The organism is Kribbella sp. NPDC003557 (genome assembly GCF_040610805.1).
GTDB lineage: Bacteria > Actinomycetota > Actinomycetes > Propionibacteriales > Kribbellaceae > Kribbella.
The window spans coordinates 32,614-53,578 of the sequence record NZ_JBEXMY010000014.1 but is presented as its reverse complement, the minus strand read 5'-3'; the positions used below and the strand labels follow the sequence as shown (position 1 = coordinate 53,578).

At 69.2% G+C, this 20,965-nt stretch carries 20 protein-coding genes; 13 read left to right on the top strand and 7 right to left on the bottom strand.

Annotated features, from left to right (window positions below):
- Positions 1-19 precede the first annotated feature (19 nt).
- Complete coding sequence (locus ABZW60_RS39380) at positions 20-976, top strand: hypothetical protein (RefSeq protein ID WP_355485767.1); 957 nt, start codon at positions 20-22, stop codon at positions 974-976.
- A gap of 55 nt (positions 977-1,031) precedes the next feature.
- Here ABZW60_RS39380 and ABZW60_RS39375 read toward each other — a convergent pair whose 3' ends face one another.
- Together ABZW60_RS39375 and ABZW60_RS39370 are read right to left on the bottom strand one after the other, a co-directional pair.
- The gene (locus tag ABZW60_RS39375) at positions 1,032-2,021 is read right to left on the bottom strand and encodes a GNAT family N-acetyltransferase (RefSeq protein WP_355485766.1); all 990 of its coding nucleotides are present in this window, start codon (positions 2,019-2,021) and stop codon (positions 1,032-1,034) included.
- Positions 2,022-2,062: 41 nt separating this feature from the next.
- Positions 2,063-3,046 (bottom strand): oxidoreductase, encoded by a 984-nt coding sequence (locus ABZW60_RS39370; RefSeq protein WP_355485765.1) that lies wholly within the window; start codon positions 3,044-3,046, stop codon positions 2,063-2,065.
- A 73-nt stretch (positions 3,047-3,119) separates the two neighbouring features.
- Here ABZW60_RS39370 and ABZW60_RS39365 point away from each other — a divergent pair, with 73 nt between their 5' ends.
- Positions 3,120-4,055, top strand: coding sequence for an AraC family transcriptional regulator (locus tag ABZW60_RS39365; protein ID WP_355485764.1), 936 nt, complete (start codon positions 3,120-3,122; stop codon positions 4,053-4,055).
- Positions 4,056-4,062: 7 nt separating this feature from the next.
- On the opposite strand, the gene ABZW60_RS39360 is transcribed toward ABZW60_RS39365, so the two are convergent.
- Genes ABZW60_RS39360 through ABZW60_RS39350 form a run of 3 tightly spaced genes read right to left on the bottom strand, consistent with a single transcriptional unit; the run spans position 4,063 to position 5,950 of the window.
- A complete protein-coding gene (locus ABZW60_RS39360) occupies positions 4,063-4,482 on the bottom strand; it encodes a PPOX class F420-dependent oxidoreductase (protein ID WP_355485763.1) in 420 nt (139 codons plus the stop codon).
- A gap of 17 nt (positions 4,483-4,499) precedes the next feature.
- Positions 4,500-5,159: an alpha/beta hydrolase gene (locus ABZW60_RS39355; protein ID WP_355485762.1), complete on the bottom strand. Its 660-nt coding sequence runs from the start codon at positions 5,157-5,159 to the stop codon at positions 4,500-4,502.
- Between the two features lie 11 nt (positions 5,160-5,170).
- Entirely contained in the window at positions 5,171-5,950 is a 780-nt protein-coding gene (locus ABZW60_RS39350; RefSeq protein ID WP_355485761.1) for a hypothetical protein, read from the bottom strand.
- Positions 5,951-6,061: 111 nt separating this feature from the next.
- On the opposite strand from ABZW60_RS39350, the gene ABZW60_RS39345 reads away from it, so the two are divergent.
- Together ABZW60_RS39345 and ABZW60_RS39340 are read left to right on the top strand one after the other, a co-directional pair.
- Positions 6,062-7,390, top strand: a complete 1,329-nt coding sequence (locus ABZW60_RS39345) for a DUF1800 domain-containing protein (protein ID WP_355485760.1) — start codon at positions 6,062-6,064, stop codon at positions 7,388-7,390.
- Positions 7,391-7,398: 8 nt separating this feature from the next.
- Positions 7,399-8,649: a DUF1501 domain-containing protein gene (locus ABZW60_RS39340; RefSeq protein WP_355485759.1), complete on the top strand. Its 1,251-nt coding sequence runs from the start codon at positions 7,399-7,401 to the stop codon at positions 8,647-8,649.
- Here the strand turns inward: ABZW60_RS39340 and ABZW60_RS39335 are convergent.
- Both ABZW60_RS39335 and ABZW60_RS39330 read right to left on the bottom strand, forming a co-directional pair.
- Positions 8,646-9,950, bottom strand: coding sequence for a HAMP domain-containing sensor histidine kinase (locus ABZW60_RS39335; RefSeq protein WP_355485758.1), 1,305 nt, complete (start codon positions 9,948-9,950; stop codon positions 8,646-8,648). The two genes, ABZW60_RS39340 and ABZW60_RS39335, sit on opposite strands and share 4 nt — an antisense overlap.
- Complete coding sequence (locus ABZW60_RS39330; RefSeq protein ID WP_355485757.1) at positions 9,947-10,609, bottom strand: response regulator transcription factor; 663 nt, start codon at positions 10,607-10,609, stop codon at positions 9,947-9,949. Before ABZW60_RS39330 ends, ABZW60_RS39335 begins: the two co-directional genes overlap by 4 nt.
- A 312-nt stretch (positions 10,610-10,921) precedes the next feature.
- On the opposite strand from ABZW60_RS39330, the gene leuA reads away from it, so the two are divergent.
- The 9 genes from leuA to ABZW60_RS39285 all read left to right on the top strand — a co-directional run bounded on the left by leuA (position 10,922) and on the right by ABZW60_RS39285 (position 20,944).
- Positions 10,922-12,595, top strand: coding sequence for a 2-isopropylmalate synthase (leuA, locus tag ABZW60_RS39325; RefSeq protein ID WP_355485856.1), 1,674 nt, complete (start codon positions 10,922-10,924; stop codon positions 12,593-12,595).
- 246 nt (positions 12,596-12,841) lie between these two features.
- Complete coding sequence (locus tag ABZW60_RS39320) at positions 12,842-13,942, top strand: ABC transporter permease (protein WP_355485756.1); 1,101 nt, start codon at positions 12,842-12,844, stop codon at positions 13,940-13,942.
- Between the two features lie 4 nt (positions 13,943-13,946).
- Positions 13,947-14,843 (top strand): ABC transporter permease, encoded by an 897-nt coding sequence (locus ABZW60_RS39315; RefSeq protein ID WP_355485755.1) that lies wholly within the window; start codon positions 13,947-13,949, stop codon positions 14,841-14,843.
- 4 nt (positions 14,844-14,847) lie between these two features.
- Complete coding sequence (locus ABZW60_RS39310; protein ID WP_355485754.1) at positions 14,848-15,927, top strand: ABC transporter ATP-binding protein; 1,080 nt, start codon at positions 14,848-14,850, stop codon at positions 15,925-15,927.
- Positions 15,924-16,982, top strand: a complete 1,059-nt coding sequence (locus ABZW60_RS39305; protein WP_355485753.1) for an ABC transporter ATP-binding protein — start codon at positions 15,924-15,926, stop codon at positions 16,980-16,982. The genes ABZW60_RS39310 and ABZW60_RS39305 overlap by 4 nt, the downstream gene beginning before the upstream one ends.
- Positions 16,982-17,188, top strand: coding sequence for a hypothetical protein (locus ABZW60_RS39300; RefSeq protein WP_355485752.1), 207 nt, complete (start codon positions 16,982-16,984; stop codon positions 17,186-17,188). Before ABZW60_RS39305 ends, ABZW60_RS39300 begins: the two co-directional genes overlap by 1 nt.
- 57 nt (positions 17,189-17,245) lie before the next feature.
- Positions 17,246-19,111 (top strand): ABC transporter substrate-binding protein, encoded by a 1,866-nt coding sequence (locus tag ABZW60_RS39295; RefSeq protein WP_355485751.1) that lies wholly within the window; start codon positions 17,246-17,248, stop codon positions 19,109-19,111.
- A 42-nt stretch (positions 19,112-19,153) separates the two neighbouring features.
- A complete protein-coding gene (locus ABZW60_RS39290; protein WP_355485750.1) occupies positions 19,154-20,611 on the top strand; it encodes a bifunctional GNAT family N-acetyltransferase/NUDIX hydrolase in 1,458 nt (485 codons plus the stop codon).
- Positions 20,612-20,674: 63 nt separating this feature from the next.
- Complete coding sequence (locus ABZW60_RS39285) at positions 20,675-20,944, top strand: SAV_915 family protein (RefSeq protein ID WP_355485749.1); 270 nt, start codon at positions 20,675-20,677, stop codon at positions 20,942-20,944.
- Positions 20,945-20,965 lie beyond the last annotated feature (21 nt).

Sequence of the window (20,965 nt, the reverse complement as noted above, 5' to 3'; positions counted from 1 at the left end):
CCTGAGGGGGACTCCCAGTATGAAACTGCAGCGCTTCGCGCTTGCCCTGGCCGGGGTCGGCATGCTCGCCGCCACGGCCGCCGCCGGCCCGGCCACCGCCGCCGTCCGGTCCAACCCGACGCCCGCGATCGCCAACCCGGCCGAGGGCAACCTGAAGACCACGCCGACCACCAAGCTCGCCACCTCCGGGGGATGCGTGCAGGACGTGGGCTTCAACACCCCGACGCCGGGGATCAACGACGTCCTGATCACGCCGGGCAAGCCGCCGCGCGGTCAGTGGTACGGGGAGTTCCGCTTCGTCGGCACCCGTCTCAATACGACGTGGTACGGCGTGCAGACCGACGCGCACCTCTACTACCACGGTCTGTTCGTGCAGAACGGCACGCTGTACCGCGGCGTCACCTACTTCGACACCGAGTACCCGCGGCCGACGTACGCGCGGATCGGCTCCGGCTGGACCAGCTTCACCCAGCTCGTGACGTCGAACTACGCGATCACCGCGCCGAACCGCTCGTACCTGTACGGGCTGAGCACCAACGGCAGCCTGTACCGCTACGCGGCGTCGGGTGCCACCTTCCGGGCACTCGGCCACTTCCCGGGCTTCCAGGGCTTCAAGGCGATGACCGTGATCTCCGAGACCCCGACCTACGACACGCTGCTGATGACCACCAAGGCGGGCGCGCTCTGGACGGTCCGGATCCCGGCCGCGGCCTCGACCAAGCCGATCCTGAAGCTCGTCCGGAGCACGGGCTTCGCGGCCTACGAGTCGCTGGCCGCCAGGGAGTGCGGTGACAAGGGCGGCACGCTGGTGACCGGTTTCGACAACGACACCGACTCGGCCTACCAGTACGCGATGAGCAAGTTCAACGGCTCGACGACCGCGGTCACGTCCTACGGCCGGGTCCCCGGCGGCACCATCCCGGGCACCGGCATCTTCTCGGTCACCGGCCACTGGAACCAGTTGGTCGGGGAGTGATCCTGCAGTAGTGCTGAGCCGGGGGCGCCGCTTGATGCGGCGCCCCCGGTCTGTTTCAGAGGTTCTTCTGGTAGGCCAGGTACCGGGTGACGATCTTGTAGTTGAGCTGCTCGTTGATGCCGATCATGTGGTTGTTGGACTCGGCGTTCCAGGTGTCGACCTGGGTGAGCGCCGGCTCGGCGTCGCGGAGGTTCAGCAGCATCGCGGTCTTGAGCAGCGCGCCGAGGCGGTGACCCCGGTGCTCGCGGGAGACCGCGGTGTCGTGCTGCCAGCCGAGGTGCGGGCGCTCACGCTCGACCGCGATCACCGTGTGGCCGGCAAGTTCGCCGGTGGCCTTCTCGCGGGCGACGACGCGGTAGAGCGTGTGGTCGCATTTCGTCTGCGCCTCCTCGTACGCGCGCAACCGCTCGGGACTGTAGACGTCGTCCTCGATGTCCAGGTCGTCCTTCGGCGCGTCGTTGATGGACGCGGTCACCGCGATCATCCCGTCGAGCATGTCCTCGGGCAGTGACCCGGTGAGCGTGATCAGCTCGTACGCCGTCGAGGCCGCGACCGCCTGGTCGTACAGCGACCGGACGATCGCCCAGTCGAGTCCGGCCAGGTCCTGCCGGCGGTTGACCTCGACCGCCTTCTGCTCGTACCCGTGCTTGTGCGCCACCGCGATCGCGTCGGGCAGGTCGAAGCTGCCGAAACCCATCATGGTGCGGCCTTCGTCGCGGGCGAGCTGCTCGACGAACTCGATCAGCGCCGCCTCGACCACGCCGTCGCGATGGTCCGGACGGACCGCGACCTCGAACCACACCTGGTTGGTGTTGTCGTACGTCGGCAGCGACACCCTGGCGAGCGCGACCGCCGTACCGTCGGCGTTCCGGGCCAGGAACGCGCGCTGCGGCTCCAGGTCCCAGCCGTACCGCAGCGAGTTCGCGAACCCCCGCGGCGTCGACGTCACCATCTCCGGGCAGTCCTGCTGGGTCGCGGCGCGCTCTACGGCGACTGCGTCGATGCACCCGGCCTCGTCGTCGGGTACCAGTTCGATGATCTCCACGCCCCCAGCGTCCACCGAGTGGACTGCTTACCGCGACTGGTTTATTCGCGGTCGAGAAGTTCCTCGCTGAGCTTCCACAACCGCCGCGCGTTGTCCCGGTCGATCGCGTAGGGCAGGACGCCGAACGCGCCCGGGGTCACGGCCAGCACCTCGGCGTCCGGTACGTCGGACGTGTGCAGCGTCGCGATGTCGACGTCCTCGCAGTACACCCCGCCGTACCCGTCGAGCTGCTGACCGACCGCACACCACACCTGCGTCGCCGCGCCCTGCTGCGCGGTCTTCAGCCCGCGCGCGGGGTCGATGATCGGCTCGTAGTTCTCGTCCAGGAAACCGCCCTGGCGCAACAGCTCACGGTCCGAGTGCCGGGCCAGGTGCGTGATGATGCTGCCCGGGTGGACCGCGAAGGCGCGGATCCCGTTGCTCCGTTCGCGTTCGTCCAGTTCGACCGCGAACAGCACGTTCGCGGTCTTCGACTGCCCGTACGCCGGGTACGGCTCGTACTCGCGGCGCTCGAAGTTCGGGTCGTCGAAGTGCACGTCGCTGTACCGGTGGCCGCGCGACGACACCGCCACGACGCGCGCTCCGCCGGCCTTGCGCAGCGCGGGAATCAGCCGGGTCGTGAGCTGGAAATGCCCGAGATGATTGGTCGCGAACTGCGACTCGTAGCCGCGGGCGTCCCGGGTCAGCGGGTTCGCCATGATCCCGGCGCTGTTCACCAGGATGTGCAACGGCCGGCCGCTGCGCAGGAAGTCGTCCGCGAACGCGTCGATGCTCGCCGGATCGAGCAGGTCAAGCTTTCCTACGGTGACCCCGGCGATGTCGGCGAGCTCGCTCGCGGCTCGCCCGACGTCACGCGCCGGCACCACGACCTCGGCCCCGGCCGACCGGAACGCGCGGACGGTCTCCTTGCCCAGCCCGGAGTACCCGCCGGTGACGATCGCGAGCTTCCCGTGCAGATCGATGCCTTCGAGGACGTCGTCCGTCGTCGACGCCGCGGTGAATCCTGAACCCAGTGGTGTTTGCATGTCTCCACGCTAGGCCGCCGTGGCCGGACGCAGAATGCTTGAGAGTCTCGATAACTTGCGCGATAGTACGGATGTGGCAGATCCGCTGACCGACACTCTGGCGCTCACCGAAGCGCACTGTCACGTCTCGCGCGGCTTCGAGGCGTACGGCGAGTGGGCGCTGCGCTACCCGGCCTCGCAGCGGCTCAAGTTCACCGCCACGGTGGAGGGCACGTGCTGGATCGACTTCGACGATCTCGACGTCGGCCGGATCGCCATGGAGCCCGGTGACGTCGTCCTCTTCGACGGCCGCCACGAGTTCGTGAAGGGCAACTCGGACTCGGCGCCGATCGGCGACGCGGTCGAGGCGTTCGGAGCCGCCGACGGACCGATCGCCCGCTTCGGCGACGGTGCCGGCAGCGGCCGTGGCCCGAAGGTCGTCGGCGTCGGGGGACACGTCTCGCTGAACCGGACCGGCGAGGAGTTGCTGATGCGCGCGCTGCCGCCGGTGATCCACCTGCGTGCCACCGACGAGCGGGCCGCGACGTTCCGCTGGCTGTTGACGCGGTTGGCGCGGGAGGCGGCGACCTCCGAGCCCGGTGCGACCCTGGCCGCGGACGATGTCGCGCACCTGCTGTTCCTGGAGGCTCTCCGCGCCTGCCTCACCGAGGCCGACGCGCTACCGGCCGGCTGGCTACGGGCGATCGCCGACGAGCGGATCGCGCCCGCGCTGCGCCTGATGCACGACCAGCCCGGCCGGGCGTGGCAACTCGAAGAGCTCGCCCGGGCGGCCGCGATGTCGCGGACGACGTTCGCCGAGCGGTTCCGTTCGGTGGCCGGCGTGCCGCCGCTGACGTACCTGCTCAACTGGCGGATGCGCCTGGCCGAGCGCGCGTTGCGCGACGAGGACACGCCGCTGGCGGCGCTCGCGCATTCCCTGGGATACACGTCCGACAGTGCGTTCAGCAACGCCTTCAAGCGCGTCAACGGCATCGCTCCGCGTCGCTACCGGGAGGCCGCCCGGCGCTGAGCGGTCGTCAGGCCGGGGTGGGCATGCCGTACGCGTGGTCCACGGCCATCGAGAACATCAGGCGCTGATCCCGCACCATCGCCGCGCGGTACTCGTCCCAGTCGGGGTGCTCGCCCGAGGCGGTGCGGTAGTAGTCGACGAGGTCCTCCACGACCTCGTCGTGCGGGTCGGCCGCGACCGGGCTGAGCTCCGCCTTGCCCTCGAGGACGACGTACGAGCGGCCGCCGGGGCCGTCGACGTACAGGCTGGCGCGCGGGTCGCGGCGCAGGTTCCGGGTCTTGGCGCGGTCGTCGGTGAGCGAGACCCGGACGCGGGATCCGTCGAACACGTACGTCACGTTGGACAGCTGCGGCCGGCCGTCGCGCTTGAGGGTGACCAGCACGCCGAGGCCGTGGGTGCCGATCCGGTCGAGGAGGGTTTCCGTCATACCGTAAGCCTAGGAATTCAAGCGCCCTTGAAGGCAAGAAACTCCCGCACCGTGGACAGCCAGCGCTCCGGGGCCCGGCTGTGGATCCGGTGGCCGGCCTCGATCGTCTCAATTGTTGCTGAGGGCATCTGATTGGCGACGAGCGCGAACCGGGACTGGTCGAGATGGCTCCTTTCGCCGCCGGCCAGCAGCAGCGTCGGGGCCTTGACTTTCGCGAGGCCGGTCCACCAGTCGGGCTGTGGCCGTCGGAGGTCCGCGACGACGTCGCGCAGCAACCGGCGGTCACAGCGCCGCCTCGTCAGCCATCCCGCGACCAGCAACGCCGCGGGCGGCATCGGCCTGCTGGTCGGATCGCCGTCGGTCAGGTCCCTCGGCGGCACCGGCAGCTCCTCGAGGACCAGCCTCTCGACCCGGTCCGGCGCCGCCGCGGCGACCGCGCTCGCGACGTACGCGCCGAGCGAGTTTCCGACGAGCGTCACGCGATCCAGCCCGTCGAGGTCGAGCAATACCTGGTCCCGGAAGTCGTCCAGCAGGTACGGGTTGCGGCGTGGGGCATCGCCGTGGCCCAGCAGCGTCGGGCAGTGGACGCGGTAGCCCAAAGCCTCGAAGTCCGGGATGAAGCGGTTCCACGTCGACGGACCACTCGTACCGGCGTGCAAACAGATCAGATCCTTCACCGACACTCCTTTCAGAGACTGACCAGCAGTACGCCGGCCACCACCACGGCCAGCCCCGCGACGCGCGGTCGCTCACGGAGGACGACCGCACCGAGCAGCGTGCCGAGGACGACGTTCATCGACCGGCCGATCGCGACGGTCGCGACCGAGGCGACCGACAGTGCGAGCAGGACGAGTCCGTAGCTCGCGGGCATGAGTACGGCGATGGGCGCAGCCTGCCGCCACCCCCGCAGCGCGCCGCGGTGATCGCGCACGACGGCCGACAGCGTGACGACCTGGGCCACGTTCGCCACCGCGAGGTACGTCAGCAGGTCGACGTGCAGTGAACTGACCGCGTACCCGTCCCAGAGCGTGTACGCCGCCGTGCACGTGGCAACGCCAAGTCCTAGCAGCACGCCGCGAGCGGGCGTACGCGACCGAGGGGGATCCATCAGGAGTACGCCGACCAGCACGAGTGCGGCCCCGGCGAACACGCGCGGGCCGGACCCGCCCGCGAGCGCCACCAGGGCCGGAGCGGTGCCGCGGCTCACGGCGTACACAGTCGAGTAGTCCCCGAAGGTGTACGCCTTCTGCAGCGTGACGGCGTAGGTCGTGTGCAGTGCCATGCTCACGAGTCCCGCCCACCAGGCGGTGGCGAGCGATCCACGCAGCAGCAAGACGACCGACACCGGCAGTGTCAGCAGGCCGCACAACCAGATGAAGCCGGGACCGCCCAGACCGCCGCGCTTCATCAGCAGGTTCCAGGCGGCGTGGCAGCCGGCGGAGGCCGTCAGCAGGCCGATCGCGATCACGTAGACAGTGTCTACAGGATCGCGATAGACGCTGTCTACTCGACCTGTGGATCCGCTGAGGAAAGCGCCCGGATCCTGGTCCGGCGGCGGCCGGGTGGAAACCATCGGGGCATGACCGAGATCAGCGAAACCGCCCTGGTCCGGCGCCTGAACGACCGGCTGGGCTTCGGGCCTGCGCCCGGCGACCTCCGGGCCGGCGTCGACGAGACCGTACGGCGCCTGCTCGGGCCGGCCACGGACGCGGCGGCCGGTGCCCTCGCCCCGCCGACCGGACTCGCTCCGCCGGCCAAGGACAAGATGGACAAGAACCAGGACAAGGCGGGCAAGAAGCAGGGCGGGAAGCCGGACAAGGACGCGAAGAAGGCGGCGGCCAGGCAGCGGGCGGCGCAGGAGCGCAAGCTGACGGTCTGGTGGCTGGACCGGATGGTGGTGAGCCGGACCGCAGGGGAGCGGCTGACCTGGTTCTGGCACGGCCACTTCGCGACCAGCAACCAGAAGGTCCGGAACGCGGCCTGGATGCTGGCGCAGAACCAGACCCAGCGCAAGCTCGCGCTCGGGCGGTTCGGTGACCTGGCGCAGGCGATGGTCGTGGACGCGGCGATGATCCGCTGGCTCGACGGGCAGCGCAACCGCAAGGGCTCGCCGAACGAGAACCTGGCGCGCGAGTTCATGGAGCTCTTCACGCTCGGCATCGGGCACTACCAGGAGGCGGACGTGGCGCAGGGCGCCCGCTGCCTGACCGGGTGGGTGCTCCGCGAGCAGGGCGCGATGTTCCAGCGCCGGCGGTTCGACTCCGGCAGCAAGACGGTGCTCGGCCGGACCGGCGACTTCGACGCGAAGGGGTTCGCAGGGCTGGCGCTGGCCCAGCCTGCGTCGGCCGCATTCGTGATCGGGCGGCTGTGGTTCCGGCTGGTGTCGGCGACGCCGCCGGACGCCGCCACGGTTGCCCGGCTGCGGACGGCGTACGGCGATGCTCGCGACATCAGGTCGTTGCTGACGGCAATGGTCGGCGAGGCGGGTTTCAAGGATCCGTCGGCGAGTCTGGTGAAGCAGCCGGTGGAGTGGGCGGTCGGGTTGCTGCGCGCGCTGAAGCTGCGACCGGGGCAGCTGGAGGAGAAGGAACAGACCAAGCTGCTCGCCGGGCTCCGGGGGATGGGGCAGTTGCCCTACCGGCCGCCCAGCGTCGGCGGCTGGCCGGCGGGTGCGAGCTGGCTCACGACGTCGGCCGGTGTCACTCGTCTGCAGCTCGCACAGCAGGTCGCGAAGAAGGCGGACCTGTCGATTGTCGACGATGCGGCGGATCGGGTGAGCGCGGTCGGCGCCCTGCTCGGCGTCGACGGCTGGTCCGAGCGGACCCGCGCGGCACTGGCCGGTGTGAAGGAGCCTGCGCAGCTGGTCGCGGTCGCGGCCTGCGCCCCCGAGTACGTCGTGAGCGGATAGGAGGAGTTGTGGACAATCTGACAAGACGACGGTTCCTGACGCTCAGCGGTGTGACGGCCGCGGGTGCGCTGGCGGCCGGAGCGACCCAGGTGAACTGGTCGGACCTGATGACCGCGGCGGTCGACGACCCGCTGCCGAGCGACCAGTCGGTGCTCGTCGTCATCACGCTCTACGGCGGCAACGACGGGCTGAACACCGTCGTGCCGGCCGCGGACCCGGCGTACCAGAAGGCGCGGCCGGACCTGGCATACGAAGGCAACGAGGTCCTGGACCTCGGCGACGGGCTCGGGCTGAACCCGGGGATGAAGGGCCTGAAAGGGCTGTGGGACGACAAGCGGCTCGCGATCGTGCGCGGGGTCGGCTACCCGGAGCCGGATCGCAGTCACTTCCGGTCGATGGCGATCTGGCAGACCGCGTCGCCGAAGTCGCCGGTCCCGACCGGCTGGCTCGGCCGCTGGCTCGACGCGACCGGCGCGGACCCGCTGCGTGCAGTCTCGGTGGAGCCCACGCTGCCCCCATTGCTGGCAGGCGAGACCACGGCCGCGGCCTCGCTGCCGTTGCGCGGGTTGGCGTTGCCAGGTGGTGCGCTCGGTACGGCGTTCGCGGCGCTGGGCAAGGCGAGCGCGGGCGAAGGGCCGTGGCAGGCGCGGGCCGCCAAGTCACTGCTGGATCTGCAGAACGCGACGCAGGTCCTCGGTCAAGCGGTCCGGAGCGGCCACGAGCAGGAGGACGAGGACGACGAGGAACGGACGAAGGGCGCGTCCGCGGGCGGGGCGTCGCAGTTGGGTGCCCAGCTCGACCTCATCGCCGGCCTGATCGAGGCCGGGGTGCCGACCCGGGCGTACTCCGCGTCGCTCGGCGGCTTCGACACCCACGCGGACGAACGCGGCACGCAGCAGCGGCTGCTGACCGAGCTGGACGGTGCGCTGACGCCGTTCGTCCAACGGCTGCAGAAGACGGATCGCGGGAAGAACGCTGTCGTCCTCGTGTACTCCGAGTTCGGCCGCCGCGTCCAGGCGAACGGCAGCGACGGCACGGACCACGGCACCGCGGGGCCCGTCTTCGTCCTCGGCTCGAAGGTCGCCGGCGGCTTCTACGGCGAACAGCCAAGCCTCACAGACTTGTCCAACGGTGACCTGAAGGCAACCACGGACTTCCGCGACGTCTACGCCACCGTCCTCCACCAGGTCCTGGGCGCCGACCCGGCCCGAATCCTCGCCAACCACACCACCACCATCCCCGATCTCCTCCGCACCTAGGCCGCTGTCGGTGGGAGGTGGAGGTGGAAGGCTGCGCCGGGCTTCCCGTCGGGGCGGTCGGTGACAGTGAGGTCGCCGCCGTGGGCTCGGGCTACGCCTCGGGCGATGGCCAGGCCCAGGCCGGCGCCTTTGCTGTGTGGGCCGTGGACAAGGCGGGCGAAGATGCGGTCACGGGCTGCGGGCGGTACGCCGGGGCCGTCGTCCTCGACCAGTACGCCGGTCGGCGCGACCGTTATCCGCAAGGCGTGCGCGCCGGCTTGGCGGGCGTTGTCGACGAGGTTGGTGAGGACCTGGGTGAGGCGATCGCCATCAGCGGTGACGGTCCCGGCGCCACACACCTCGACGGTGACATCAGGCGCTGTCAGGCGAACGCGGGCGGCCTGAGCCTCGGCCAGCTCGCGAAGGTCCACGGGAGCTAGGTGAAGCTGCAGACCGGCGTCGATGCGGCTCAACTCGAGCAGGTCGGCGACCAGGGTGCCCGCACGGCGCGACTCGCGCACGAGCAGCAGCTCGAGCTCCTCACGCTGCTCTGCCGTGGCGTCGGGACCCAACTGGATCAGCGTCTCCGCAGCAGTCTGCAACCCGGCCACCGGCGTCCGCAGCTCATGCGCGGCATCAGCAACAAACTCCCGCATCCGATCCTCCGACCACCGCGCCGTCCCCTCCGCGTGGCGGGCCGCGCCCTCGGCACCTTCGAGGGCGTCGAGCATTTCGTCGAAGGCGGCCGCTGTCCGGCCGAGTTCGGTGTTGGCGCGTTTCGGTTGTAACCGCCCACCTCGCCGGCCGGCCGCGATCGACCGCGCCAGCCCGGTCATCGCGTCCAGGGGCGCCAGCGCGAACCGCATCCCGATCACCAGCGCGAGCGCCGTGATCAGAATCGCCAGCCCACCAGAGATCAGCAGTACGTTGCGCAGCCGGGCGCTCGCGTCGGCGAGCAGTGCCGTATCCGCGGACAGCAGCAGCGTCGCACCCTTCGTCTGCTGACCGGCCGGCAACGTCGCCTTCACCTGCCGGACGGTCCCGCCCGCGTCGACAGGCGGCGCACCGAGCTGCCGCCCGTTCCGCAGGACCAGCGTCACCCGCACCCCGTCCGCGTCCACCCGCCGCACCAAGTTGCCGGGAGCAACGTTCTGCCGTGCGAGCTGCTGCGCCAGCTGCGCCCGCCCGGTGAGCAGCGAGTCGAGGCTGCGCTCGGCCTGTGCGTCGAACACCTTCTTCACCGTCAGCCCGGTCACCGGCAGCACCACCAGCAGTACGGCGATGGCGGTCAACGTCACCCGCATCCGCAACGACAGGTTCATGAGCGCAACACGTACCCCGAGCCGCGGACCGTGTGCAGCAGCCGCGGACCGTGGGCCTCGAGCTTGCGGCGCAGGCCGCTGACGTACACCTCGACCAGGTTGTCGGCGTAGTCGTCGTACCCCCAGACCGCGGTCAGCAGCTGCGTCTTGCCGACCACTTTCCCGTCCCGCCCGGCGAGGAACGCGAGCAGCTTGAACTCGGTCGCGGTCAGGTCGATCTCTTCTCCGCCCCGGCGGACCGCCTGCGCCTCGACGTCCACCTCCAGGTCGCCGACGGTCAGCACGGTCCGCAGCCGTCCCATCCGCCGCAGCACCGCCTCCACCCGCGCGATCAACTCCGCCAGCACGAACGGTTTGACCACATAGTCGTCGGCGCCGGTCCGCAACCCGTGCAACCGGTCGTCGACGGCGTCCCGCGCGGTCAGCAGGATCACCCCCGCGTTCGACGTCTCCCGAGCGACCGTGAGCAGCTCGAATCCGTCCCGCCCCGGCAGCATCACGTCCAGCAGCACCAGGTCGGGCCGCCACGAGGCCAGCTCCCGCTCGAAGCCCTCACCGTCGGGCCGGGTGCGGACGCCGTACCCGGCCTCGGACAGCGCGATCCCGACGGCGGTCCGGATCGGTTCCGCGTCCTCGACCACCAGAACTCGCGGCGTCATCGGGCCATCCTCGCATCGCCCGCGGCCGCGGGAACGAAATCTTCAGCACATCCTCAGCGAAGCTCTCGTCACTCTCCGTGTCTCGCCGGTCGAGACCCCCGGTTCGACGGGGCGGGGGAGTTGTGCATACACTCGCTGGCATCATGCGGCACCAGCTTCTCCTCCTTCGCTGCCGCGGCGAGGCCTGACAAGGCCGGTCCCTCGCCGCGGAGTCCTGACGTACGCCGGTCGTCCCTCACGACACCCGTACTTCCGAGGAGAACCCCCGTGGCACCGAAGAACCAGCCCAAGCCTGTTCAGCAGCCGTCCGGTATGCCGACCCATCGCTACCGCGCGTTCCCGCCGATCGACCTGCCCGACCGCACCTGGCCGGCCGGGTCCGTCGACCGCACACCGCGCTGGCTGTCCACCGATCTCCGCGACGGCAACCAGGCGCTGGTCGAGCCGATGTCCCCGGCCCGCAAGCGGCGGATGTTCGACCTGCTGGTGAAGATGGGCTACAAGGAGATCGAGGTCGGTTTCCCGAGCGCCAGCCAGTACGACTTCGACTTCGTCCGCAGCCTGATCGAGGACGACGTCATCCCCGACGACGTGACGATCTCGGTGCTGACCCAGGCGCGCGAGGAGCTGATCGAGCGCACCGTGCAGTCGCTGCAGGGCTCGCCGAAGGCGACCATCCACCTCTACAACGCGACCGCGCCGCTGTTCCGCCGGGTGGTGTTCAACGTCGACAAGGCCGAGTGCCGCACGATCGCGGTCCGCGGCACCGAGACCGTGATGAAGTACGCCGACGAGATCCTCGGCGACTGCGAGTTCGGGTACCAGTACAGCCCGGAGATCTTCACCGGCACCGAGCTGGAGTTCGCGCTCGAGGTGTGCGAGGCGGTCAGTGACGTCTGGCAGCCCGCCGAGGGCCGCGAGATCATCCTGAACCTGCCGGCCACCGTCGAGATGTGCACCCCGAACGTGTACGCCGACCAGATCGAGTGGTTCGGCCGCAACCTGACCCGCCGCGAGCACAGCACGATCAGCCTGCACCCGCACAACGACCGCGGTACGGCGGTGGCCGCCACCGAGCTGGCCCTGATGGCCGGCGCGGACCGGGTCGAGGGCTGCCTGTTCGGCCACGGCGAGCGGACCGGCAACGTCGACCTGGTCACGCTGGGGATGAACCTGTTCAGCCAGGGCATCGACCCGCAGATCGACTTCTCCGACATCGACGAGATCCGCCGCACGGTCGAGTACTGCACCCAGATGCGCGTCCCCGAGCGCCAGCCGTACGCCGGCGACCTGGTCTACACCGCGTTCTCCGGCTCGCACCAGGACGCGATCAAGAAGGGCCTGGAGGCGCTCGACAAGCAGGCCGCGGTCGAGGGCAAGCCGGTCGGCGAGATCGCCTGGGAGGCGCCGTACCTGCCGATCGACCCGAAGGACGTCGGCCGCAGCTACGAGGCCGTGATCCGGGTGAACTCGCAGTCCGGCAAGGGCGGCGTCGCGTACATCATGAAGTCGGAGCACCGGCTCGACCTGCCGCGCCGGCTGCAGATCGAGTTCAGCCGGGTGATCCAGCAGTACACCGACAACGAGGGCGGCGAGGTCGGCCCGCAGCAGATGTGGGACATCTTCGCGGCCGAGTACCTGGCGCCCGGCGCGCTGTCGCTGCTCAGCGTCAACTCGACCTCCGGCGAGGGCCAGGGCGACCAGCTCCGGGTTCAGGTCTATGCCAACGGCGTACCGCACGAACTGGTTGGTGAAGGCAACGGTCCGGTGTCGGCCTTCGTGGACGCGATCAAGCCGCTGAAGTACGACGTCCGGGTGCTGGACTACCACGAGCACGCGCTCTCGGCGGGTGGCGACGCGCTGGCCGCGGCGTACGTCGAATGCGAGGTCGGCGACGACGTGTACTGGGGTGTCGGCCGGGACGCCAACATCCTCACCGCATCCTTGAAGGCGGTCGTGTCGGCTGTCAACCGCGCCACGCGCTGACCTTCCCAGAACGGCACGCCAACTGCCCGTCTCCGTGTCGGAGGCGGGCAGTTCCTGCACTCCCCGGTACCGTTGCGTCACACACCGCAACGTTGTCTCAACGTTGCCTCAAGTCGTTGACTCGATGACCAGCTATGCGCAGACTGTCTGCACAATGCGCAGATCCTTGCAAGACAGTGTTCCTAAGTCGAGCTGTTCAGGGTCTGTGCCACCGACTTTTCCCTGGTAGTCGCGTGGAGGTGAGCAGTGAGCGGTGCGGTCGACACGTCCGCGGCGAAGCTGATCGAAGGACCTGCCGTCGAACCGAGACCCTCGGCTGCTCGGCGTTTTCTCAACGCCTGGCTCGTCCGAAGACTGTTCAAGGCGGTCCTGACGATCTTCATCGTCACCACCGGTACGTTCTTCCTGGTCCGGCTGCTGCCGGGTAACCCGGTCGAGACGTACATCCAGACGCAGATCGCGCAGACCGGCATCTCGTACGAGGCCGCCGCCGCGCAGGCGCAGAACCTGTTCTCGCTGGATCCGGACGCGCCGCTCCTGTCGCAGTACGGCACCTACATGCTGAACCTGCTGCACGGCGACTTCGGCAACTCGGTGCTGTCACCGGGCACCACGGTCGCCGAGGTGATCAAGACCTACCTGCCGTGGACGCTGTTCTCGGTCGGCGTCGCCACCGTGTTCAGCTTCATCATCGGCATCGTGGCCGGCATGATCATGGCCTACCGCCGGGAGAGCTGGATCGACCATCTGCTGACGTCGCTCGGCTCGCTGCTGCACGCGATCCCGAACTACATCCTGGCGATCCTGATCGTCGTGTTCCTCGGCGTGAAGCTGCAGTTGTTCAACCTGACCGAGGCCCGCGGCTCGTACACCCCCGGCGTCGAACCGTCGTTCAGCCTGAGCTTCCTGAACGACATCTTCTACCACGCGACACTGCCGATCCTGGCCTACGCGCTGACCACGGTCGGCTCCTGGGCGCTGGTGATGAAGTCGTCGACGGTCGAGACGCTCGGCGAGGACTACGTGACGGTCGCCCGGGCCCGCGGCCTGTCCGACTCGCGGATCCGGTCCGGGTACGTCGGGCGCAACGCGGTGCTGCCGCTGTTCAGCCAGCTGGCCGTCTCGCTCGGGTTCGTGGTCGGCGGCTCGATCTTCGTCGAGCGGATCTTCGGCTACCAGGGCATCGGGTTCAGCCTGTTCAACGCGGTCAACGGCCGCGACTACCCGGTGCTGCAGGGCATCTTCCTGGTCCTGACGATCTCCGTGGTGGCGGCGAACCTGATCGCCGACCTCCTCTACAGCCAGCTGGATCCGCGGATCCGGGTCAGCGGCAAGGGCAAGGGGTGACGAGATGACCGAGGCTTCCATCCCCGTCACCTCGATCGGCACCACGGGTGTCTCGCGGTTCGCCGGCATCCTGAAGTCGCTGCGCCGCAGCCCGGCCGGGTTCATCGGGTTCGTGATCGTCGGCCTGCTGGTGCTGGTCACCGCGATCGTGCCGTTCTTCCTCCCCGAGGTCGCGCCGAACGTCAAGGAGATCCTGCTCCCGGCCGGTTCGCCCGGGCACCTGCTCGGCACCGACAACGAGGGCAAGGACGTCCTGATCCAGATGATCGGCGGCGGCCGGACGGTGATCTTCGTCGGCTTCTTCGCCGCGGCGATCTCGACCGCGCTGGCGATCGTCCTCGGCTCGCTCGCGGCGTACCTCGGCGGCTGGGTCGACTCGGTCGTCGTCACGCTGGCCGACGTCTTCCTGACCGTCCCGCAGATCGTCCTGCTCGCCGTGCTCGGCGCGTTCTTCCGGCTCGACTCGCCGATCCTGCTGGCGCTGCTGGTCGGCGGCCTGTCCTGGCCGGTGCTGACCCGGGCGGTCCGTGCCCAGGTGTTCTCGCTGAAGGAACGCGAGTTCGTCGAGGCCGCCCGGCTGCTCGACCTCGGCACGATCCGGGTGGTGTTCGTCGAGATCCTGCCGAACATGGCCAGCTTCATCCTGATGAACTTCATGATCGGCGTGACGAACGCGATCTACCAGCTGGTCGGCCTGTACCTGCTCGGTCTGGCCCCGCTGACCGGGTCGAACTGGGGCATCATGCTGAACCGCGCCTGGATCGCCGGCGCCATCTTCAACGACGCGAGCCTGGCCTGGATCCTCAGCCCGGTGGTCGCGATCATCCTGCTGCTGCTCGGACTGGTGATGATGACGAGATCCCTCGAAGAGATCCTCAACCCGCGGCTCCGGGACCGGTGAGCACGTGACGACGACTTCTTCAAGCCCCCGCGCCACGCGCGGCGGCCAGGGCAAGCCACTGCTGTCGGTCCGCGACTTCAAGGTCGAGTACCGCACCGGGTCCGGTACGACGGTGCAGGCCGTCCGCGGCGTCGACCTCGACCTGTTCCCGGGCGAGAGCCTGGCGCTGGTGGGGGAGAGCGGCTGCGGCAAGACGACGTTCGGCCTCGGCCTGCTGCGGCTGTTGCCGCGCCTCGGGCACGCCAGCGGCAAGGTCACCTTCAACCGCGGCGACGGCACCGAGATCGACGTCCTCGGCCTGGACGGCAAGGACCTGCGGGAGTTCCGCTGGCGGGACGCGGCGATGGTCTTCCAGGGCGCGATGAACGCGTTCAACCCGGTGCTGAAGATCCGCGCGCACATGCACGACACGATGCGCGCACACACCAAGGCCAGTAGGCAGGAGATCGAGGACCGCGCGTCCGAGCTGCTCCGACTGGTCCGGCTGGAGCCGTCCCGGGTGCTCGACTGCTACCCGCACGAGCTGTCCGGCGGTATGCGGCAGCGGGTGCTGATCGCGATGAGCCTGCTGCTCGAGCCCGAGGTGCTGATCCTCGACGAGCCGACCACCGCGCTCGACATCCTCACCCAGCGCTCGGTCGTCGACGTCCTGCACGAGGTCCGCGAGCGGCTCGGGTTCTCGATGATCTTCATCTCCCACGACCTGTCGCTGGCCGCCGAGCTCGCCGACCGGGTCGCCACCATGTACGCCGGGCGCATCATCGAGACCGGCGGCGTCCGGGACATGTTCTACCGGCCGCGGCACCCGTACACGCTCGGGCTGATCAAGGCCGTCCCGCCGATCGTCGGCGACCTGCCGGACATGGAGTCGATCCCGGGCGGCCCGCCGAGCCTCGCCGCGCTCCCGAAGGGCTGTACGTTCAGCCCGCGGTGCAAGTACGCCACCGAGGAGTGCAAGGACGAGGACCCGGGTCTGTTCCCGATCACCGACGAGCCGGGTGAGGCGCACGAGGCGGCCTGCCTGCACTGGAAGGAAGTGCACCTCGAGCGTGAGGTGCCGAGCGACTTGGGGAACGCATCATGAGCGCGCTGGAGCAGTCCCCGGAGACCTCGGAGTCCACCGCCCGGACGCCGTTGATGACGCTCAGCGGCGTCAGCCAGGTGTTCGGCACCAAGGCCGGCCCGATCCGGGCGGTCGACGACGTGGACCTGTCGGTCAACCCCGGCGAGGTGCTCTGCCTGGTCGGCGAGAGCGGTTCCGGCAAGACCACGGCCGCCCGGATGGCGGCCGGCCTGTCCCGGCCGACCAGCGGTGAGGTGGCCTTCGACGGCCAGGACATCTGGTCGATGAACCGGCAGGACTTCGGCGCCTTCCGCCGCAGCGTGCAGTACGTGCACCAGGACCCGTACGCCTCGCTCAACCCGACGCGGACGATCCAGCAGACGCTCACCGCTCCGCTGCTCAAGCACGGTGTGGTGAAGACCAAGAAGGCCGCCGCCGAGCGCGCGGCCGAGCTGCTCACCAAGGTCGACCTGACCCCGCCGGAGAACTACCTGCCGAAGTTCCCGCACCAGCTGTCCGGCGGCCAGCGGCAGCGGGTCGCGGTCGCCCGGGCGCTGACGCTGGACCCGAAGCTGATCATCGCCGACGAGTCCACCTCGATGCTGGACGTGTCGATCCGGATCAGCGTGCTGGCGATGCTCGGCCGGCTGCGCGACGACCTCGGCGTGGGGTTCCTGTTCATCACCCACGACCTGGCGATCGCGAAGTACTTCGGCTGGAACGGCAAGACCGCGGTGATGTACCTGGGCCGGATCGTCGAGTTCGGGCCGACGCCGAAGATCATCAACGCCCCGACGCACCCGTACACCCGGGCGCTGATCGACGCGATCCCCGAGCCGGACCCGGATCTGACCAAGACCAAGGGCCGTGAGTCCTTGCGCAGCCTGGAGATCCCGAGCCTGGCGCACCTGCCGTCCGGGTGCTCGTTCCACCCGCGCTGCCCGCTGTTCGAGGACGGGCTGTGCGACGCGACGATCCCCGACCTGACCACGATCCGATCCGGCCAGTCCGCCGCGTGCCACGTGGTCGCGCGGGACGGCGTACCCGAGGCCGGGCCGGATGACCTGGGGGCTTGATGTCACCTCAGCTCGGCCGGATGGCCATCGGCTGGGCGGCGTTCCTGGTGCTGGCCAGCGGAGTGCTCCTGCTCACGCTGTCGCCGGGCACCCCGGAGTTCGTCGTCACCCTGTTCACCTTGTGTTTGGGCCTGCTACTGGGCCTGGTGGTCGTCGCCGGGATCGTCGTGACCCGGCGGCGGGAAAAACGCGAGGGCGGTAGTTAATCCCACCAGTAGTACCTGACCCACATGGGCGTGCGGTCAGTCCAGAAAGGACGAAGGATGAGCCCCACCGACACCAACGATCCCGGCACCAACGGAACGGGCGCTAGTGCCCTGACCAATGCGGTCTCCCGCCGGCACGTGCTCCAGCTGTTCGGCATCGCCGGTGTCGGCGCCGCCGGCATCGGTTCGCTGACGGCGTGCTCTCCGAGCTCGCCGAACAGCAACAGCGAGGGCGACGGCAAGTCCGGCAACAAGGAGTTCCACGGGGCGTACCCGTACCAGCTCCCGCCGAAGGGTCACTTCAACCTGATCGCCGGCGTCACCGACGGCATTCAGGCCAGCAACAGCCCGTACTTCGACCTCGTCTACCCGAGCGCCGGCATGTACTACTGGGCCGACAAGAAGTGGGAATGGATGATGGCCGAGTCCGGGACTCTGGACGAGGCGAACAAGACGTACACCCTGAAGCTGCGCTCCGGCCTGAAGTGGAGCGACGACAAGCCGGTGACGGCGAAGGACGTCGTGTCGACGTTCAACCTGCGCTGGCTGCTGCGCCAGCAGGAGTGGACTTTCCTGACCGACATCAGCGCCAAGGACGACACCACGGTGGTCTTCACCATCGGTACGCCGTCCACCGTGCTCGAGCGCTACATCCTCCGCGCCGGCATCCTGCCGGACTCGGTCTACGGTGAGTGGGCGACCAAGGCCGAGACCATGCGCAAGGCCAAGACCAGCCTGGACAGCGCCGAGGGCAAGCAACTGAACGGCGACTTCCAGAAGTTCCGTCCGGAGAACCCGCCGGTCTCGGGTCCGTTCAACTTCGACGTGAAGAGCATGACCAACGCGCAGATGTCGCTGGTCAAGAACGACAAGGGCCTGTTCGCCGACAAGATCGGCTTCACCAAGGTCGTCCTGTACAACGGTGAGACCTCGGACATCACGCCGGTCGTGATGAACAAGGACGTCGACTACGCGACCCACGGTTTCGCCGTGGCCAGCGAGAAGACCATGCTGGGCAGCGGGTTCCGGATCCTCCGCCCGCCGGTGTACTCGGGCCCGTCGCTGGTGTTCAACTACACCACCCACCCGGAGCTGGCCGATGCCCGCGTCCGGCAGGCCATCGCCTACGTCCTGGACCGCAGCGAGAACGGCACCGTCGCCCTCGGCGACTCCGGCAAGCCATGCAAGTTCATGGCCGGCTTCTCCGACATCCTGGTCCCGGACTGGATCTCGGACGCCGACCAGAAGAAGCTGCAGGCGTACGAGAAGGACGAGGCCAAGGCCACCAGCCTGCTGCAGGCGGCCGGCTGGAAGAAGACCGGCGGCAAGTGGACGCTGCCGAACGGCAAGCCGGCTGCCTACGACATCAAGTTCCCGACCGAGTTCGCCGACTGGAACCCGGCCGCCACCAACGCGGCCGACCAGCTGAACAAGTTCGGGTTCAACATCACCAAGCGGGGTATCACCTTCACCCAGCTGAACCCGGACGTGCTGGCCGGCAAGTTCGACATCGCCATTCAGACCTGGGGCGCTTCGAGCCACCCGCACCCGTACTTCGCGTTCGTCCAGGACCTGTACACGTTCAACTACGTGATCGCGGCGAACTCGGGCGGCAAGGGCATGAACTTCCCGCTGAACCAGACCACCTCGGCCGGTCCGATCGACCTCAAGGCCGTCGTGGACAAGTCCGCCCAGGGCCTGAACCTCGACGAGCAGAAGAAGAACATCACCGCCGCGGCGATGGCGTTCAACGAACTGCTGCCGATCATCCCGCTCTGGGAGCGCTACGGTAACAACCCGGCGCTCGAGGGCACCCGGGTGGCGAAGTTCCCGGCCGACGACGACCCGATCCTGAAGAACGCGCCGTACGCGGACAACTTCGTGATCATGGGCATGTACGCGGGCAAGGTCGGGCCGGTCTAAAGAACTGGCGTTCTGACCCGATTGTTTGGTTGGGTCGGCCGGGTGATCAGCCTTCGCGAGATCGACCCGGCCGACCTGGCCCTGTTCGACGAGTGGTACGACGCCTTCCGGGCCGGCGCGGTCGCCGGCCGGGAGGCCGCGCTGGTGACCGGCCGCGAGGCCCTCGGGTACTCGCTGCGCAACCCGAGCCCCTTGAAGCAGCGGATCGCGGTCGGCGCGTTCGAGGACGACCGGGTGCTCGCCACGATGCTGTTCGAGTACCGGCTGAACGACAACCTCGACACGGTCGAGGTCGAGATCGACGTCCCGCCCGCCCACCGCCGGCGGGGGATCGGTACGGCGCTGTGGCAGTGGGCAACGACCCGCGCCGCCCAGCTCGGCCGGACGATCGTGCAGGCCGAGGTCGCCGTACCCGCGGCCGGGTCGCCCGGCTCGGCGTTCGCGCAGCGGCTCGGATTCCAGGTCGAGCACGTCGAGGAGCATCTCGTCGTACCGCTGCCGTACGACGACCTGCTGCTGGAGCAGCTGCGCTCGGACGCGGGGCGGCTCGACGGGTACCGGCTGACCTCGTGGGCGGGGCTCTGCCCGCCGGAGCACCAGCAGGCGTACGCCGACCTGCACACCGCGATGGACCTCGACGTACCGACCGGCGGCATGACGCGTGAGGTCGTGCCGTGGACGGTCGAGAAGCTCGAGGCGAGCGAGGCCCGGATCGACCGCAGCTACCTCGCGCTGGTGACGATGGCGCACACGCTCGACGGCGCACCGGCCGGATACACGCTGATCTACCTGTCCCGCGGGGACACCGAGAACGCCCAGCAGGACGACACGCTCGTCCTGCGTGAGCACCGCGGCCACAATCTCGGCACGTTCCTGAAGCTCGCCAACCTCGAGCAACTGGCGAAACACCGTTCGACGCAACGCTTCCTGCACACCTGGACGGCGCTGACGAACACCCCGATGCGCAAGGTCAACGCCCGCTTCGGCTTCCGCGCCGTCGAGGAGCACCGCGAGCTGGAACTCCGCCTGCCCGCGCTCCGTCCGGCGGCCCGTGCCGTGATCCTGGATGAGTCCGACCGCATCCTGCTGGTCCGCTTCGAGTTCGCCGACGGCCCGCTCTGGGCGACACCGGGCGGCGGGCTGGAAGCCGGCGAGACGCTGGTCGAGGGCCTGCGGCGGGAGCTGGCCGAGGAGGTCGGGCTGTCGGGTTTCGACGACCCTGTGCACCTCTGGCACCAGGAAGTAGTTGCCGACGGCCACGCCACGGGGTACGACGGCGTTCTCAACGACATCTTCTTGATCCGCGCGAGCCACTTCACCCCGGCCGGCTCCCTGACCGCCGCCGAACTGGCCGCCGAGAACGTCCACGGGATGCGCTGGTGGACCCTCGACGAACTCGAAGCCCACGAGGGCCGCTTCGCCCCACGCGAGCTCCCGGAGCTGGTGCGGCGCCTGCTGGACAACGGCCCGCCGAGCACACCCACCCAACTCGGCTTGTGAGAGGCCTGTGCGAACTCCGTGAGAGGCAGGGGCTCCGGCCAACGAAGAAGTTAGCGTCGAAGCGTGAGCATTCGACATCAGGTTGATTGGTTCGTCCCCGTCCGGTGCCACGGCGACACCGCCACCCTGCAGACCGGTCGGCTGCCGGACGGGCCGCGTGTCGGCATCGCCTTCAGCACCTTGGACCGCCTGCGAGCCGCCTCCGGTACCCAAGACTTCCTGCGCGTCTCCGAGGACGCCCTCCACGATCTCCTCGCACCGCTCGGCATCACCCGGATCCAGCTGGACCCGGCGCTGGTCGCCCTACCCGTCGGAGGCGTCGTAGCAAGCTGAGAGCCGCAGGGGTAGGTTCGG

Excerpts from the sequence above, each read along its gene's own strand:
- ABZW60_RS39380 (WP_355485767.1), top strand. The coding sequence starts at position 20 with ATGAAACTGCAGCGCTTCGCGCTTGCCCTGGCCGGGGTCGGCATGCTC.
- ABZW60_RS39335 (WP_355485758.1), bottom strand. The coding sequence starts at position 9,950 with ATGAACCTGTCGTTGCGGATGCGGGTGACGTTGACCGCCATCGCCGTA.
- leuA (WP_355485856.1), top strand. The coding sequence starts at position 10,922 with ATGCCGACCCATCGCTACCGCGCGTTCCCGCCGATCGACCTGCCCGAC.
- ABZW60_RS39360 (WP_355485763.1), bottom strand. The coding sequence starts at position 4,482 with ATGACGGAAACCCTCCTCGACCGGATCGGCACCCACGGCCTCGGCGTG.
- ABZW60_RS39345 (WP_355485760.1), top strand. The coding sequence starts at position 6,062 with ATGACCGAGATCAGCGAAACCGCCCTGGTCCGGCGCCTGAACGACCGG.
- ABZW60_RS39305 (WP_355485753.1), top strand. The coding sequence starts at position 15,924 with ATGAGCGCGCTGGAGCAGTCCCCGGAGACCTCGGAGTCCACCGCCCGG.
- ABZW60_RS39295 (WP_355485751.1), top strand. The coding sequence starts at position 17,246 with ATGAGCCCCACCGACACCAACGATCCCGGCACCAACGGAACGGGCGCT.
- ABZW60_RS39300 (WP_355485752.1), top strand. The coding sequence starts at position 16,982 with ATGTCACCTCAGCTCGGCCGGATGGCCATCGGCTGGGCGGCGTTCCTG.
- ABZW60_RS39315 (WP_355485755.1), top strand. The coding sequence starts at position 13,947 with ATGACCGAGGCTTCCATCCCCGTCACCTCGATCGGCACCACGGGTGTC.
- ABZW60_RS39330 (WP_355485757.1), bottom strand. The coding sequence starts at position 10,609 with ATGACGCCGCGAGTTCTGGTGGTCGAGGACGCGGAACCGATCCGGACC.
- ABZW60_RS39370 (WP_355485765.1), bottom strand. The coding sequence starts at position 3,046 with ATGCAAACACCACTGGGTTCAGGATTCACCGCGGCGTCGACGACGGAC.